Genomic DNA, 15,839 nt, shown 5'->3' with positions numbered 1-15,839 from the left:
CCGGCCTGTTTCCAACGCAGGATCGCCGACGCGCAGCAGATCCAGCCAGAACGCTAAAGGTTGTGCATCAACTTGCGCACCCCGGCAACATGCCGGCGGCTGACAATCAGCGCTTCCTCGTTCATGCCCTTGAGGAACAGCTGAAAATGCCCAAGCGGCGTGCGTTGCAGGCGCTCGATACGTTCACGGGCCACCAGAGCATTGCGGTGGATACGTACAAAGCGATCACCAAATTCGTCTTCCAGGGCTTTCAGCGGCTCATCCAGCAGCACTTCGCCGCCCGCGTGACGCAGGGTCACGTATTTGTGGTCGGCAATAAAGTAAATCACCTGATCCAGCGGAATCAGCTCGATGCCTTTACGGGTTCGGGCACTGATATGACTGCGTGGTCCGCCACCGCTGTCTACCGCCGGACGGGTCAGGGCGGCCAGTTGTACGCGGTTAGGCCGCTCGGCTTTCTTCAGCGCTTCGCTAAGGCTTTCCGCGCGCACCGGCTTGACCAGATAACCCACGGCGCTGACCTGAAAGGCTTCCAGGGCAAATTCATCATGGGCGGTACAGAAAATCACGGCTGGCGGCGCTTCGCGCTCACACAGCCTGGCCGCCACCTGCAGGCCATCCAGGCCGGGCATGCGGATATCCAGCAAGACCACATCCGGCTTCAGGCTGTCGATCAGGCTCAGGGCCTCCTCGCCATTGCAGGCTGCGGGTTCAAGCACGCGATAGCCATCGAGTTCGCCCACCATGCGGCTCAGGCGCTCACGGGCCAGGGGTTCATCATCGACAATCAGGACATTCATAATGCACGGGCTTCCTGCTTGGGTCTCGCACAAGGATAGCGTAGACAAGTGAAGTGGCGTCCGTCACGGCGCTCTACGCTGAGACTGGCCCGCGGCCCGAAAAGTGCCACCAGCCGCGCATCGATATTGGTCAGCGCCTGATGCGTGCCGCGTGATGGCGGCTGCTCGCCTAGTTGTTCGTATGGATTGCTCACGCACAGCTGGAATACCCCCTCGTGATAACTCGCCTCGACCCGCACCAAACCGCCCTCGATACGCGGCGCAATGCCGTAGATCAAGGCGTTTTCCAGTAAGGGCTGCAGCGTCAATTGTGGAATTGGTAAATCGTCCGGCACATCGACGATCTCCCACTGCAACTGTAGACGCTCGCCGAGCCGATAGCGCTCAATCGACAAATATCGTTGTGCCAGCTCCAGCTCCTCGCGCCAGGGCACCAGGCTGCCGGGCTTGGCCAGGCTAGCGCGGAACAGATCGGAGAGGTCCAGCACCGCCTGCTCGGCCTTGTACGGGTCGATCACCACCAGGCTGGCGATACTGTTCAAACTGTTGAACAGAAAGTGCGGACGAATCCGCGCCTGCAGCGATTCGATACGCGCGCGCAGCTCGGCCTGCTCCTGCTTGCGCCATTGGCTCTGCAGGTAGAAATAGCGCAGCAGCAGCGCCGACATGATGAGGCTGATCAAGGCATGGCGCAGGTACAGATTGACCTCGCCGGTGCGCGGCAGTGGTCCGCCCAGCTCGTAGTAATCCGCCACGGCGGTACAGATCAGGCTCAAGGTAACCACAATCACGCAGCACAGGGCGCCGGCCGTGGCTGCGGGCATGCGCGCCATCAACGGGCGCAGGCGGCACAGCACGGCGGCCGAGAGCAGCACGATCCACTGCACAAACAGTGAAGTCAGCGCCAGGCGCACCCAATCGAAGCCCGGCAGCATCGGCTCGGACAACACCAGCACCAGCACCAGCAACTCGGCCAGCAGCACCATGCTCAGCAGGGCTTCTGGCTGGCAAAGCTCGGGCACAAAGAAGTCATCGACCAGTGGTGGTTGTTTTTCTGATAAAGCGCTTTTTATTTTCATCGCCGCAGTTTCCGCGTGAGCCGCGCCAGCAGCAAGATAGACAGCTGCGACCGGGCAAAATAAAGCACCGAAATGCGCCCGCCACGCTAAAACTGTGAACGGCGCAACATTGCTCTACTGCAGCCTAGCTGTGACCGCCGACAACGCGACGCGGCGAATTTACCGGCCAGCCTGTTATTATCGGCGCACTTTTCCGTCTTGCCGGCCGCCCCAGCGCGGCCAGCCTGTTTAGCGCACCAGCCGAGCGAAGCCCATGAGCACTGAAAAAACCAACCAATCCTGGGGCGGCCGCTTCAGCGAGCCAGTCGATGCCTTTGTTGCCCGCTTTACCGCCTCCGTCGAATTCGACAAGCGCCTGTATCGCCACGACATCATGGGCTCCATCGCCCACGCCACCATGCTGGCCAAGGTCGGCGTTCTGACAGACGCTGAGCGCGATAGCATCATCGCCGGCCTGACGCAGATTCAGAGCGAGATCGAAGCCGGCCAGTTCGACTGGCGCGTCGATCTGGAAGACGTGCACATGAACATCGAAGCACGCCTGACCGACCGCATCGGCGTCACCGGCAAGAAGCTGCATACCGGGCGTAGCCGTAACGATCAGGTGGCTACCGATATCCGCCTGTGGCTGCGCGACGAGATCGACCTGATCCTCGCCGAAATCACCCGCCTGCAGCAGGGCCTGCTGGAACAGGCCGAGCGTGAGGCGGAAACCATCATGCCCGGCTTCACCCATCTGCAAACTGCGCAGCCAGTAACCTTCGGCCACCACCTGCTGGCCTGGTTCGAGATGCTTAGTCGCGATTACGAGCGTTTGGTGGATTGCCGCAAGCGCACCAACCGCATGCCGCTGGGCTCGGCGGCGCTGGCCGGCACGACTTACCCGATTCAGCGCGAAGTCACTGCTCAGTTGCTCGGTTTCGACGCCGTTGGCGGCAACTCGCTGGATGGCGTGTCGGATCGCGATTTCGCCATCGAATTCTGCGCCGCCGCCTCGATTGCCATGATGCACCTGTCGCGTTTCTCCGAAGAGCTGGTGCTGTGGACCAGCGCGCAGTTCCAGTTTATCGACCTGCCGGATCGCTTCTGCACGGGCAGCTCGATCATGCCGCAGAAGAAAAACCCCGACGTACCCGAGCTGGTACGTGGCAAGACTGGCCGGGTATTCGGCGCGCTGATGGGCCTGCTGACCCTGATGAAAGGCCAGCCGCTGGCCTACAACAAGGACAACCAGGAAGACAAAGAGCCGCTGTTCGACGCCGCCGACACCCTGCGTGACTCACTGCGCGCCTTTGCCGACATGATCCCGGCGATCAAGCCCAAGCACGCCATCATGCGTGAAGCGGCGCTGCGCGGCTTCTCCACCGCCACTGACCTGGCCGACTACCTGGTGCGCAAGGGCCTGCCGTTCCGCGATTGCCACGAAATCGTCGGTCATGCGGTGAAATACGGCGTCGAGTCCGGCAAGGATCTGGCCGAGATGAGCCTGGACGAACTGCGCCAGTTCAGCGAGCAGATCGAGCAAGACGTGTTTGCCGTGCTGACCCTGGAAGGCTCGGTCAACGCCCGCGATCATATCGGCGGCACCGCACCGAATCAGGTGCGTGCGGCTGTCAAACGCGGAAAATTGCTATTGAGCGAGCGCTCTTAAAAATACGAGTACAGGGCTGCCAGTTCAGCTGGCTGCCCACCTAAAGCAGACTTACACAAATGGATCTTCTAGCAGAAATAAAGGAAAAGCATTCACGCTTAGACGAAAGTGAGCGCGTGGGTTTATCTGCAGTAATCCAACACCTTGAGCAAGCAGAACAACTGCTTCAACTTGGGCGAGAGAAACCTGCCTGCTTCACTGATGTGATCTACAGAACAAACCATGTTTACGAAGGCTGCCTCAAAGAAGCTTATCGAATAATAACAACCAAAAACCCAACAAATAAAAACCTAATCGACATCGAAAAACACCTTGAGAGCAACAACCTACTGAGACCTCGGGTCGTCGACTTAATGAAGCGGTATAGAACAGACTGGCGAAACCCCTCCACTCATGAACATGAGCTATTCTTCAGCGAGCAAGAAGCCGTTCTTGCGATAATATCTGTATCAGCATTCGCAACCATTCTTATTGACCAAATTATTGTCCACAAAAATCTGCCCTCAAGTCTAGATAACAAAACCCTCCGCATCAAAACTTGGACTGAAGAACACCCCGATTACTCAAACCTACCATTTCAAGAAAAAATAATTTCTTTAATAGCCGCATTTTCACAATCAAAGAAACCAGACATAAAGCCAGCGGAAGTAGCACTAACAGAAGACATATACACCGAGGCGCTTGCTCAGTTCTTAAGAGAAAACGATCCGTCACTTTTTATTTCTACAAACTGCCAAATAGCGACACACACGGGAGCCACTATTAATCCCGACCTAATGATCGCACTAGACAGCACACTATCCACCACCATCACAATTGAAATAAAATCATCTTCTGTTAGAGGGAAGTTACGTGACGCGGCAATAAAACAAGCACTCAAGTATGCCGCAGCATCAAACCCCAAAGAGTCAATTTTGTTTTTTATTTCTGACAAGCCAGCGAAAATTAAAACGCAGCCTCATTACATAAATAATAATGGCGAGATCATTACTATCACTGAAATATTTCCAGACCAAAATATTTGAAAGGCTTAGCAACCTACAAAGCAGGCACTTCCCTCTTTACTTACTTGACAACCTCATAATTAATTACGCTGATATACCTCAAAGGTTGAACCAACACTTTCTATGAGACTTTTCATGTCCCTGAATATCCGCCCCGCAACCGCCAAAGACGCCGCCCTGATCCTGCGCTTTATCACCGACCTGGCGATCTACGAGAAAGCCGAGCATGAGGTGAAGACCGACGTAGCTGGGATCGAGACGAGCCTGTTCGGCCCAGAGAGCAGCACCCGTGCGCTGATCTGTGAGCATGACGGCCAGCCGATTGGCTATGCCGTGTACTTTTTCAATTACTCGACCTGGCTGGGCAAGCACGGGCTGTACCTTGAAGACCTCTACGTCAGCCCGGAAAAGCGCGGCGTGGGCGCGGGCAAAGCCCTGCTGCGTCACCTCGCGCAGCTGGCCGTGGCCAAAGGCTGTGGCCGTTTCGAGTGGGCCGTGCTGGACTGGAACCAGCCAGCCATTGATTTCTACCAGTCGTTCGGCGCCCGCCCGCAGGACGAATGGACCACCTACCGCCTGACCGGCCAAGCCTTGCTGGATTTTGCCCAAGGCTGAAGCAGCACTCTTTTGGAGCAGCATATGAGCGAGCAAGACGACGAAGATTTCGCCCAGGACACCCTGATCCAGGCCATCGAAAACCAGCTGGAAGCCGGCGAACCAGCCTTCGTCCAGGCTGTACTGAATAAGCTGAGTCTGGTCGGTTACGAGCGCGACGAGATTATCGAGCTGATGGCCCTGGTGCTGGCCGATGAAATCGACGTCATGCTGCGCGACGACCGCCCCTTCGATCTTGCCCGCTACGAGCAGGGCCTGCGCGCCTTGCCCGAGCTGCCCGAACAGGCACCGTAAACCACCCGGAAAAATTTAACCCACAACGCGCCAACTTCTGGCAGCATCAGGTCACAGCAGACTGCCTGGGGCTTCACTACACTGCCTTCGCAGGCTGCCTGTTGTTTCAGCCGATTTACCGCAGCGGGTGCTGCCGCCGCCGGCCGCAGCTCACTAAAACAAGAAGCTGGAGTACTTATGGCCTTTACCCCCGAACTGATTGCCGAACTGGAAATCCTCGCGCTGTATAACCTGGGCACCACTCAGGAAGGAATCAAGGTTCACCACACTGCCGCCCCCTCGGCGATTGCCGCCGCCCAACGCCTACACGACAAAGGTCTGATCAACCAGCCCGACGGCGGCTACCTGACCAGCCTAGGCCTCGACGCCGCCGAACACGCGCAAGTTCTGCTGACCATTCTCAATGTGACCGAAGCGGCCTAAACAGCGACCGTGGACATCGCCAGTTAGAGCGACAGTCAAAACTGTTTATCAGCCAACCCAGCCTGCGTTGCAGCGGCGTCCTCAAGCTGCCCGCGACGCAGGCGATAACCCAGTATCCGCAGCCGTCCGCCAGCCACCTGGCAAGGCATGATCACGCACCGCCCTGCAGAGCCTGAGCATGAGTCGTACCGAGGAAATTCGCCCGGACATTGAAGACGGTATCGACCGCAAGGTACTGACGCAGCTGCGTGCGCGCTTCCTCAAACTCAACCAGGGCCGACTGCAACGCGCCATGCAGGCGCTGTCGACGCGCCAGCAACTGGTGCTGAAGCTGTTGCCGCTGCTGTTCCACGTCAATCACCCGTTGCTGCCGGGCTACGTTTCCGGGCTGACCCCCGCCGGCCTCAGCGGCTTCGAGCCGGACGACGAACTGCTCTCCGAAGTGCAGCGCCTGACCCGCTCGTTCGTCTACAAGCCGTATCGCGGCAAACAAGCGCTGCCTATCCACGGCCTGTTTCTGATGGGCAGCCTGGGCACTGTGGCCCAGGCCGAACAGAGCGACATGGATTTCTGGGTGTGTCACGCCAGTGACCTCAGCCAGCAGCAACTGCATGAACTAAACAAAAAATGCGCACTGCTGGAAAGCTGGGCAGCCACCTTCGGCGCCGAAGCGCATTTCTTTCTTATCGATCCGGCACGCTTCACTCAGGGCGAGCGCGAGGCGCAGCTGACCTCGGATGACTGCGGCACCACCCAGCACTATCTGCTGCTCGACGAGTTCTACCGCACCGCCATCTGGCTCGGCGGGCGCACGCCGCTGTGGTGGCTGGTGCCAGTGTATGAAGAGCAGCGCTATCAGCACTACACCAGCACCTTGCTGGCCAAGCGTTTTATCCGCGCCGAGGACGTGCTCGATCTCGGCCACCTGGCGCGCATCCCGCCGGAAGAGTTTATCGGCGCCGGCATGTGGCAGCTGTTCAAGGGCATCGAGTCGCCCTACAAATCGGTGCTCAAGCTGCTGCTGACCGAGGTCTACGCCAGCGAACACCCCAAGGTCGAATGCCTGTCGCTGCGCTTCAAGCAGGCGGTGTTCGCCAATCGCCTGGACGTCGATGAGCTCGACCCCTATATCGTGGTCTACCGACGTCTGGAGGAGTATCTCAAAGCCCGTGGCGAGCATGAACGCCTGGAGCTGATCCGCCGCTGCCTGTACCTCAAGGTCGACAAAAAGCTCAGCCGCCCACCGCGCAACAACCGCAAGAGCTGGCAACGCCTGCTGCTGGAACGCCTGACCCGCGACTGGAACTGGGACAGCCGCCAGCTGGCAATGCTCGACAGCCGCAGCCAGTGGAAGGTGCGCCAGGTCAGCGCCGAACGGCGCATGCTGGTTAACGAGCTGACCTACAGCTACCGCTTCCTCTCCGAGTTCGCCCGCAGCGAACATGCCGGCAGCTCGCTCAACAGCCGCGACCTGGGCATCCTCGGCCGCCGCCTCTACGCCGCCTTCGAGCGCAAGGCCGGCAAGATCGAATTTATCAACCCGGGCATCGCCCCGGACCTGGCCGAAGACACCCTGACCCTGGCGCAGAGCCCCAGCCCGGACGAGCCCAATGAAACCCTCTGGGCGCTCTACAGTGGCAGCGTCAACGCCCAGGACCTGGAAGACTTCTCGCCGCTCAAGCGCTCGCGCGAGCTGATCGAACTGCTTGCCTGGTGCCAGCGCAATGGCGTGATCGACAACAGCACGCGGCTGTCACTGCACCCAGGCTCCAGCGACCTGACCGAGTACGAGCTGTCCAACCTGCTCAGCAGCCTGCAGCAGGTGGTGCCGCTGCCCCTGCCGGCCGTTGACGAAGCCGCCCTGCTTAGCGCCAGCGTGCCCGGTGAGGTGCTGCTGCTGGTCAACGTCGGCATCGACCCGCTCAAGCAGTTCAGCCAGATGAACATGCACATGACCACCGAGCGCACCGATGCGCTGGGCTATTCCGGGGTGCGCGAGAACCTGATTCTGACCATCGATCAGGTCACCCTGAACAGCTGGAACGAGCTGCTGGTGACCCGTTATCACGGCCCACATGCGCTGCTCGACTGCCTGCGCGACTTCCTCAACAGCCTGCCCAGCAAAGGCAAGAAACCCAACCTGCGGGTGCGCTGCTTCTGCCGCAACCGTGCTACGGCGATTGCCGAGCGGGTCGAAGAACTGTTCCGCGAAACCCTCGGCAGCTTCAGCAGCGAACAGGCCAACCGCTACCTGCTGCAGATCAAGCAGCACTACCACGTGCTGGAACTGAAGCCCGGCCACGTCAGCCATACCAGCCTGAAAGATCTGCCCACGCTGATCGAACACCTGGGTGAGGAGCTGCCCGGCTACAGCGAGCTGCATCTGGATCGTAGCGCTCTGGAAGGTGAAGACCTGGCGCTGATTCTTCCCGTCGGGCGACCGCAGTGCATTCAGGTGTTCTACCGGCTGAACGAAGCCAGCGCTACGGCCGAACTGAGCGTGCTCGACGAGCACAACGCGCTGTGGCGTCAGCAGATGCCGTTCCGTGATGAACAGAGCCTGCTGACGCCGCTGCAACGCTTTCTGCAATCGGTGCTGTACCGGCGCAACGCCCTGCTGCCGCTGGATAATCTGCCGGCGCATCAGCCGCTGGAGATTCTCTATTACCAAGTGCTGCCCGATGCACCGCTGCGCGCCCAGCGCCTGGAGCGCCGACCACCGCCGCTGTCACCGATCAGCCACCCGTTCTATGACGTGCAGGCCATCGTCGAACCGGCCGATGGCAAGCGCTCACACGTCACCCTGTACTGTAATCACCGCGAGTTCTCGGAGCTGGAATATGCCGGCGACCTGTTCGCCGCCGTCGCCCAGCACATCCTTGCGCAACGCCGCGATGGCGCGCGCTACCCCTGCTACATCACCGACCTCGATCTGTCGGCGGTACTCGGTGAGGGGCATATGCAGAGCGTGCATTACCTGCGCTACAAAAGCCGCCTGGAAGCGGCGCTGAATCAGGCACTGCAGAAGGCCTGAGCGGGGGAATTAGGCGCGGCTGTATTCGCCCGCCGCTTCCGGCTGATATTCCACCGCCAGCAGGGTCAGCTTGAGCACTTTGCCGCCGGGCGCGGCCCAGTCGATATGCTGGCCCACGGACAGCCCCAGCAGGGCCGTGCCGACCGGCGCCAGCACCGACACACAGCCTTCGCCACCGGCGTCCTGCGGGTAGACCAGGGTCAGGTGGTAATCCTTGCCGCTGCTTTCTTCACGGCAATGCACCCGCGAATTCATGGTCACCACCCCGGCCGGCACCTCGTCATGGCCAACCACGTCGGCGCGATCAAGTTCGGCCTGCAACGCGATGGCACTGGGACCGAAGTCATCCAGGCTGTCGAGCAGGTGCTCCAGGCGCTGCAGGTCAAGACGGGTGATGGTGAGCGAAGGTGCGCTGGTCATGGTGCGAATACATCTCCTACCTAAAAGGCAAAAAAGCAAAACCCCATCAAGGAGATGGGGTTTGCAGGGGTTAGACCGACCGTATCACAGCCACTCAAATAAACAAGACCGCCCGGTCAAGGTATGCCGTGACGCTGCTGCAAACGGGCTTCGGCAGCCGCGCAGATCGCGCGCTTGCCCACCATGTCGGCTTTGCTCCAGCCGAGAATTTCCTGCAGCGTGCGGCCGCAGCCCAGGCAGACATCCTGATCATCCAGACAACACTGGCGACGACAGGGCGAGGCGACCTCCTGGCCCGCGCCGTCAGAGTTCTTCGAACTCAAGGTCGGCACCGGATTGTTCGAGGGTGATGCGCGCCAGCATTTCGCCCAGCTGCTCGTCGCTGCTGTCGCAGATCCACCGCTCACTGGCCTGATCGTAATCGAAGTGGAAGCCACCGGAACGCGCCGCCAGCCAGAGTTGGCGCAGCGGTTCCTGACGGCTGAAGATCAGCTGAGTGCCGTTCTCAAAACGCACAGTCAGCACCCCGGCGGAGTTTTCCAGGTCGAGGTCCAGGTCGCTGTCATCGAAAATATCTTCCACCGCCTGCTGGGTGGCATCGACCAGATCGTGAAAGCGGGCTTCGGTCAAACTCATTACGGCTACCTCAAAAAATTCAGCGACTGCAACGTCTTGGTCTGCAGTGATTAATGATCTTTCAGCTGGCGGCGGTATTCGCCTGGGCTCTGCCCGGTCCAACGGCGAAACGCGCGAGCCAATGAACCGGGCTCGCTGAAGCCGACCAGAAAGGCGATTTCCGCCAGCTCCAGCGCCGGGTCGCGCAGGTAATGCAACACCAGCTGCTGGCGGGTTTCATCCACCAACTGGTTGAAGGATAACCCGGCTTCGCGCAAACGCCGCTGCAGGGTACGCGGACTGAGCGCCAAACGCGCGGCGATTTGCTGCAGGTCGGCGCCCACTTCCGGCAGCTGGCGGGACAATTCCAGGCGCGCGCGATCGAGCACGCTATGGCCCTGCTGGATCTCACCGAGCAGACGATCGGCATAGGCATCGAGCATCAGGCGCACCTGCGCATCGGCCTGACCGAGCGGCGTGGCGAGCAGGCGCTTGGGGAATACCAGGGCGTTGTCGGCCTGATCGAACAGCACCGGACAGCGAAAAATCCGCTGATATTCGGCGGTGTCCACTGGCGCCGCATGTTGGAAACGCACCTCGGTCGGTGGAATATCCAGGCCGCTGATCCAGTGACCAAACGTCACCCAACCGGCCAAGGTTTCTTCACTGAGCTGGCGTTTCTGCTGCGGCAACAACGGCTGCCAGCTGTGCGCCACCAGCGGCTCCAGCCCTGGGCGCGGCGGCTCATCAGCCAGATCGACCTGCCCCAGATTACCGACCAACGCGGCGTAACGCGCCTGACGATGCAATGCGTCGGCGAGGGTTGCGCAACTCATGATCAGATAACCGAGCACGCCGTAATAACCGGGGCGTACCGCCTCGCCCAGGTGCAGACCCAGCTGCTCATCGCCGGTCAGCCGTACGCCGTGGCCGAGCAGTTCCAGGTAGGTGCTGGCGGCGATGCGCTGATCACGCTGGGCGAGAATCTGCGGGCTGAGCTGCACCCGCTCCAGCAGCTCAGCGCTGTCGACACCCTGGCGCGTCAGGTAATCGAGCAAACCTTGCAGGTAGGCAACGGAAACCGAGCTGCTCACGGGTAAGGGGTTGTCCATCCAGTCTCCTGATCGCTGGCGATGGGGGCAAAGCCCCGCCCGACGGGAACCCCGGCGCATAGGCAAGGCGCCGGGGGGTCGGTATACTCCGGCGCAATCATGCTTTATTACAAGGATTCCACCATGAAGCGGTTATTTACTGCCTTTGTCGCGATGCTTGCCGTCAGCGCCCTGCTCGCGGGCTGCGGCCAGAAAGGCCCGCTGTACCTGCCGGAAGATAGCCAGCCAGCGCCTGCGCAAACCGAATAAGGACAGCTTATGAACGCCTTCAACTACCGCGACGGTGCGCTGTTCGCGGAAGGCGTGGCGTTGTCCGCCATCGCCCAACGCTTCGGTACGCCGACCTACGTTTACTCGCGTGCGCACATCGAGGCGCAGTACCGCGCCTATGCCGATGCCCTGCAGGGCATGCCGCATCTGGTGTGCTTTGCGGTGAAAGCCAACTCCAATATCGGCGTGCTGAATGTCCTGGCGCGCCTCGGCGCCGGCTTCGATATCGTCTCCCGTGGCGAGCTGGAGCGCGTACTGAGCGCTGGCGGCGAGCCGAGCAAGATCGTCTTCTCCGGCGTTGGCAAAAGCCGTGACGACATGCGCCGCGCCCTGGAAGTCGGCGTACATTGCTTTAACGTCGAATCCACCGACGAGCTGGAGCGCCTGCAACTGGTCGCCGCCGAGCTGGGCAAGACAGCTGCGATCTCGCTGCGGGTCAACCCGGACGTCGACGCCGGCACCCACCCGTATATCTCCACGGGCCTGAAAGAAAACAAATTCGGCATCGATATCGAGCAGGCCCCGGCCGTTTATGCCCGCGCCGCCGCGCTGCCAAACCTGCAGGTGGTGGGTGTCGATTGCCATATCGGCTCGCAGCTGACCACGTTGCCGCCGTTTCTCGATGCCCTCGACCGTTTGCTCGCGCTGATTGATCAGCTCGCCGCCGACGGCATCCGCATCAAGCATCTGGATCTGGGTGGCGGCCTTGGCGTGCAGTACCGCGATGAACAACCGCCGCTGGCCGGCGATTACATCAAGGCCGTGCGTGAGCGCATTGCCGGCCGCGACCTGGCCCTGGTGTTCGAGCCGGGCCGCTACATTGTCGCCAACGCTGGCGTGCTGCTGACTCAGGTCGAGTACCTCAAGCACACCGAGCACAAGGACTTCGCCATCGTTGATGCGGCGATGAACGACCTGATCCGCCCGGCCCTCTACCAAGCCTGGATGGAGGTGGTGGCGGTGCAGCCGCGCGATGGCGCGACGCGCAACTACGACATCGTCGGGCCGATCTGCGAGACCGGCGACTTCCTCGCCAAGGATCGCCAGCTGGCCCTGGCCGAAGGCGACCTGCTGGCCGTGCGCTCGGCCGGTGCCTACGGTTTTGTCATGAGCTCCAACTACAACACCCGCGGCCGCGCCGCCGAGGTGATGGTGGATGGTGAACACGCCTTCGAGGTGCGTCGTCGTGAGACGCTCAGCGAACTCTTTGCGGGCGAAAGCTGCCTGCCGCCCGCGAGTTAAAAGGACAAGGCGATGTTATTGCGCTTTACCAAGATGCACGGCCTCGGCAACGACTTTATGGTCCTCGACCTGGTCAGCCAGCACGCGCATATCCAGCCGAAGAACGCCAAGCAGTGGGGCGACCGCCACACCGGCGTAGGTTTCGATCAGTTGCTGCTGGTCGAGCCGCCGAGCAACCCGGACGTGGATTTCCGCTACCGTATCTTCAATGCCGACGGCTCGGAAGTGGAACAGTGCGGCAACGGTGCACGCTGCTTCGCCCGCTTCGTGCTGGACAAGCGCCTGACGGTGAAGAAGCAGATGCGCGTGGAAACCAAGGGCGGCATCATCGAACTGGACGTGCGCAACGACGGGCAAATCAGCGTCAACATGGGCGCGCCGCGCCTGGTGCCGGCGGATATCCCCTTCCAGGCCGACCAGCAGGCGCTGAGCTACTGCGTGGCCGTCGACGGGCAGACCGTTGAGCTGGCCGCCGTGTCCATGGGTAACCCGCATGCCGTGCTGCGCGTCGACAGCGTCGACAACGCGCCGGTGCACAGCCTGGGGCCGAAGCTTGAACACCACCCGCGCTTCCCGCAGCGGGTTAATGTCGGCTTTCTGCAAGTGGTCGACCGCAAGCACGCCAAGCTGCGTGTATGGGAACGCGGCGCCGGGGAAACCCAGGCCTGCGGCACCGGCGCCTGCGCAGCAGTGGTCGCGGCGATCAGCCAGGGTTGGATGGACTCACCGGTGCAGATCGAATTGCCCGGCGGCAAACTGATCATCGAGTGGGCAGGCCCTGGCCAGCCCGTTATGATGAGCGGACCCGCAGTACGCGTGTACGAAGGACAGGTTCGTTTATGACCGACAAGCAGGATTCACCCAAGCCACTGGATTCGGAAACAGTTGCCGCTTATCTGCGCCTGCATCCGGAGTTCTTTATCGACCACGACGAGTTGATCCCCGAGCTGCGCATTCCGCACCAGCGCGGCGACACCGTGTCGCTGGTCGAGCGCCAGGTGAAACTGCTGCGCGAGCGCAATATCGAGATGCGTCATCGCCTCTCGCAACTGATGGACGTGGCCCGCGACAACGACCGCCTGTTCGACAAGACCCGCCGCCTGGTACTCGACTTGCTCGACGCCAGCAGCCTGGAAGAAGTGGTCAGCTGCGTTGAAGACAGCCTGCGCCGCGAGTTTCAGGTGCCCTTCGTCAGCCTGATTCTGTTTAGCGAGGCGCCATTGCCGGTCGGCCGCTCGGTCAGCAGCGCGGAAGCGCATCAAGCCATCGGCGGCCTGTTGGCCGGTGGCAAAACCATCTGCGGCGTATTGCGTGAGCATGAGCTGAACTTCCTGTTCGGCAGCGAAGACGGCGCGCAAGTCGGCTCGGCGGCAGTGGTGAGCATCTCCTATCAAGGTCTGCATGGCGTATTGGCAATTGGCAGTGCCGACCCGCAGCACTACAAAAGTTCGCTGGGCACACTGTTCCTCGGTTATATCGCCGAAGTGCTGGCACGCGTCGTACCGGGCTTTGCTACTCCATTGCGCTCGGTGCGCTAACCACTGCATATCGCACCGACTGCACCGCAGGGAGCTTCCATGCACGACCTCCTGGACGCCTACCTCGAACACCTGCGCAGCGAGCGCCAGCTTTCCTCCCATACCCTGATTGGCTACCGCCACGACCTGAGCACGCTGTTAGCGTTCTGCAGCCAAGAGCAGATCGACAGCTGGAGCGCCCTCGATACCGCGCGCCTGCGCCGTATGGTCGGCCGCCTGAATATGCAGGGTCAGTCCAGTCGCAGCCTGGCGCGTCTGCTTTCGGCCACCCGCGGTCTCTATCGTTATTTGATTCGTGAAGGCCACTGCCAGAGTGATCCGGCCAGCGGCCTGACGCCGCCCAAGGGCGAACGCCGCCTGCCGAAAACCCTGGATGCCGACCGCACCGCGCAGCTGCTCGACGGCGCGCTGGAAGACGACTTTATCGCCCGCCGCGACCAGGCCATGCTTGAGCTGTTCTATTCATCAGGCTTGCGTCTGTCAGAGCTGGTCGGCCTCAACCTGGACGGCCTCGATCTACCCGCCGGCCTGGTGCGGGTGATCGGCAAGGGCAACAAGGCCCGCGAACTACCGCTTGGGCGCATGGCGCGCGAAGCTATGCAGCAATGGCTGCCGCTGCGCGCACTGGCCAACCCGGCCGATGGTGCAGTATTTATCAGCCAACAGGGCCGGCGTATCGGCCCGCGTGCGGTGCAACTGCGCGTGCGCCAGGCTGGCGTGCGTGAACTGGGCCAGCACTTGCACCCGCATATGCTGCGCCACAGCTTTGCCAGCCATATGCTGGAATCCTCCCAGGATCTGCGCGCGGTGCAGGAGCTGCTCGGCCACGCCGACATCGCCACCACCCAGGTTTACACCCACCTGGATTTCCAGCACCTGGCCACGGTCTATGACCAGGCTCACCCACGGGCCAAACGCAAAGGCAGCACAGAATGAGCATTCAGCTGATCACCTTCGACCTCGACGACACCCTGTGGGATGTCACCCCGGTGATGCAGGACGCCGAAGCGGCGCTGCGCAACTGGCTGGCCATGCATGCGCCACGCCTGGGTGCGGTGCCGGTGGAACACCTGTGGTCGATTCGCGCCACCCTGTTGCAGGCCGAACCGATGCTCAAGCATCGCCTCAGCGAACTGCGTCGGCGCATTCTGCTGCATGCCCTGACAGACGCCGGCTACCCACACAGCGATGCGCAGGCGCTGGCCGAAGCTGGCTTTCAGGTGTTTCTCGCTGCGCGCCATCAGGTCGAACTGTTCGCCGAGGTGCATCCAACCCTTGAAGCCCTGGCCAATCGCTTTCAGCTCGGGGTGATCACCAACGGCAATGCCGATGTGCGCCGTCTGGGCCTGGCTGACTACTTCCAGTTCGCCCTGTGCGCCGAGGAACTGGGCGTCGGCAAACCCGACCCGAAACCCTTCACCGAAGCGCTGAAGCGCGCGGGAATTGCCGCCGAGCACGCGGTACATATCGGCGACCACCCTAGCGACGACATTGCTGGCGCGCAGGCTGCCGGTTTGCGGGCGATCTGGTTCAACCCTCAGGGCAAAGCCTGGGAGGCCGATAACACCCCGGATGGACAGATCCGCAGCCTGGCCGAGCTGCCGGCGCTGCTGCATAGCTGGGCGTAGGCTGCAGAGGCGCGGTTCTGGCCGACCATGAGCGGTGGATGGATAACGCGTCTCCACCCTACACAGTCATCTGCCTGCCTTGACAAGGCGTCGCGCACAAAAAAGCCCACACGC

The 15,839-nt window shown here is 61.2% G+C and carries 18 protein-coding genes; 12 read left to right on the top strand and 6 right to left on the bottom strand.

What is annotated here, in order from left to right; all coding sequences use genetic code 11:
• Positions 1-53: 53 nt before the first annotated feature.
• Both Q8M42_RS09985 and Q8M42_RS09980 read right to left on the bottom strand, forming a co-directional pair.
• Positions 54-800 (bottom strand): LytTR family DNA-binding domain-containing protein, encoded by a 747-nt coding sequence (locus tag Q8M42_RS09985; protein ID WP_304863443.1) that lies wholly within the window; start codon positions 798-800, stop codon positions 54-56.
• Positions 797-1,879 carry a sensor histidine kinase gene (locus tag Q8M42_RS09980; protein WP_304863445.1) on the bottom strand — a complete coding sequence of 361 codons (1,083 nt, stop codon included), beginning with the start codon at positions 1,877-1,879 and terminating at the stop codon, positions 797-799. The genes Q8M42_RS09985 and Q8M42_RS09980 overlap by 4 nt, the downstream gene beginning before the upstream one ends.
• A gap of 253 nt (positions 1,880-2,132) precedes the next feature.
• Between Q8M42_RS09980 and argH the strand changes: the two genes are divergently transcribed.
• From argH to Q8M42_RS09950, 6 genes are all read left to right on the top strand, one after another.
• Positions 2,133-3,530, top strand: coding sequence for an argininosuccinate lyase (gene argH, locus Q8M42_RS09975; protein ID WP_304863447.1), 1,398 nt, complete (start codon positions 2,133-2,135; stop codon positions 3,528-3,530).
• Positions 3,531-3,589: 59 nt separating this feature from the next.
• The gene (locus Q8M42_RS09970; protein WP_304863450.1) at positions 3,590-4,555 is read left to right on the top strand and encodes a hypothetical protein; all 966 of its coding nucleotides are present in this window, start codon (positions 3,590-3,592) and stop codon (positions 4,553-4,555) included.
• Between the two features lie 114 nt (positions 4,556-4,669).
• On the top strand, positions 4,670-5,149 hold the full coding sequence (locus Q8M42_RS09965) for a GNAT family N-acetyltransferase (protein ID WP_304863452.1): 480 nt from the start codon (positions 4,670-4,672) through the stop codon (positions 5,147-5,149).
• Between the two features lie 24 nt (positions 5,150-5,173).
• The gene (locus Q8M42_RS09960; RefSeq protein WP_090254619.1) at positions 5,174-5,443 is read left to right on the top strand and encodes a hypothetical protein; all 270 of its coding nucleotides are present in this window, start codon (positions 5,174-5,176) and stop codon (positions 5,441-5,443) included.
• Between the two features lie 177 nt (positions 5,444-5,620).
• Positions 5,621-5,866 (top strand): TIGR02647 family protein, encoded by a 246-nt coding sequence (locus Q8M42_RS09955; protein WP_304863454.1) that lies wholly within the window; start codon positions 5,621-5,623, stop codon positions 5,864-5,866.
• Between the two features lie 178 nt (positions 5,867-6,044).
• Positions 6,045-8,900: a class I adenylate cyclase gene (locus Q8M42_RS09950; RefSeq protein WP_304863456.1), complete on the top strand. Its 2,856-nt coding sequence runs from the start codon at positions 6,045-6,047 to the stop codon at positions 8,898-8,900.
• A gap of 9 nt (positions 8,901-8,909) precedes the next feature.
• Here Q8M42_RS09950 and rnk read toward each other — a convergent pair whose 3' ends face one another.
• From rnk to Q8M42_RS09930, 4 genes are all read right to left on the bottom strand, one after another.
• Positions 8,910-9,320 carry a nucleoside diphosphate kinase regulator gene (gene rnk, locus Q8M42_RS09945; RefSeq protein ID WP_090254613.1) on the bottom strand — a complete coding sequence of 137 codons (411 nt, stop codon included), beginning with the start codon at positions 9,318-9,320 and terminating at the stop codon, positions 8,910-8,912.
• 116 nt (positions 9,321-9,436) lie between these two features.
• The gene (locus tag Q8M42_RS09940) at positions 9,437-9,643 is read right to left on the bottom strand and encodes a DUF1289 domain-containing protein (protein ID WP_304863460.1); all 207 of its coding nucleotides are present in this window, start codon (positions 9,641-9,643) and stop codon (positions 9,437-9,439) included.
• Positions 9,624-9,956 (bottom strand): iron donor protein CyaY, encoded by a 333-nt coding sequence (gene cyaY / locus Q8M42_RS09935; protein ID WP_090254611.1) that lies wholly within the window; start codon positions 9,954-9,956, stop codon positions 9,624-9,626. The genes Q8M42_RS09940 and cyaY overlap by 20 nt, the downstream gene beginning before the upstream one ends.
• A gap of 50 nt (positions 9,957-10,006) precedes the next feature.
• A complete protein-coding gene (locus Q8M42_RS09930) occupies positions 10,007-11,047 on the bottom strand; it encodes an AraC family transcriptional regulator (RefSeq protein WP_304863463.1) in 1,041 nt (346 codons plus the stop codon).
• Between the two features lie 123 nt (positions 11,048-11,170).
• On the opposite strand from Q8M42_RS09930, the gene Q8M42_RS09925 reads away from it, so the two are divergent.
• Genes Q8M42_RS09925 through Q8M42_RS09900 form a run of 6 tightly spaced genes read left to right on the top strand, consistent with a single transcriptional unit; the run spans position 11,171 to position 15,725 of the window.
• Entirely contained in the window at positions 11,171-11,296 is a 126-nt protein-coding gene (locus tag Q8M42_RS09925; protein WP_304863465.1) for a lipoprotein, read from the top strand.
• A gap of 9 nt (positions 11,297-11,305) precedes the next feature.
• The gene (lysA, locus tag Q8M42_RS09920; RefSeq protein ID WP_304863468.1) at positions 11,306-12,559 is read left to right on the top strand and encodes a diaminopimelate decarboxylase; all 1,254 of its coding nucleotides are present in this window, start codon (positions 11,306-11,308) and stop codon (positions 12,557-12,559) included.
• A gap of 12 nt (positions 12,560-12,571) precedes the next feature.
• A complete protein-coding gene (gene dapF / locus Q8M42_RS09915; protein ID WP_305284025.1) occupies positions 12,572-13,402 on the top strand; it encodes a diaminopimelate epimerase in 831 nt (276 codons plus the stop codon).
• Positions 13,399-14,097: a DUF484 family protein gene (locus Q8M42_RS09910; protein ID WP_304863472.1), complete on the top strand. Its 699-nt coding sequence runs from the start codon at positions 13,399-13,401 to the stop codon at positions 14,095-14,097. The genes dapF and Q8M42_RS09910 overlap by 4 nt, the downstream gene beginning before the upstream one ends.
• A gap of 39 nt (positions 14,098-14,136) precedes the next feature.
• Complete coding sequence (gene xerC / locus Q8M42_RS09905) at positions 14,137-15,033, top strand: tyrosine recombinase XerC (RefSeq protein WP_304863475.1); 897 nt, start codon at positions 14,137-14,139, stop codon at positions 15,031-15,033.
• Entirely contained in the window at positions 15,030-15,725 is a 696-nt protein-coding gene (locus Q8M42_RS09900; RefSeq protein ID WP_304863477.1) for an HAD family hydrolase, read from the top strand. The genes xerC and Q8M42_RS09900 overlap by 4 nt, the downstream gene beginning before the upstream one ends.
• Positions 15,726-15,839: the final 114 nt, after the last annotated feature.

The organism is Pseudomonas sp. (assembly GCF_030684895.1).
Lineage (GTDB): Bacteria > Pseudomonadota > Gammaproteobacteria > Pseudomonadales > Pseudomonadaceae > Aquipseudomonas.
Note: the sequence above shows the minus strand (reverse complement) of the source record. Positions and strands in the feature narration are given on the sequence as shown.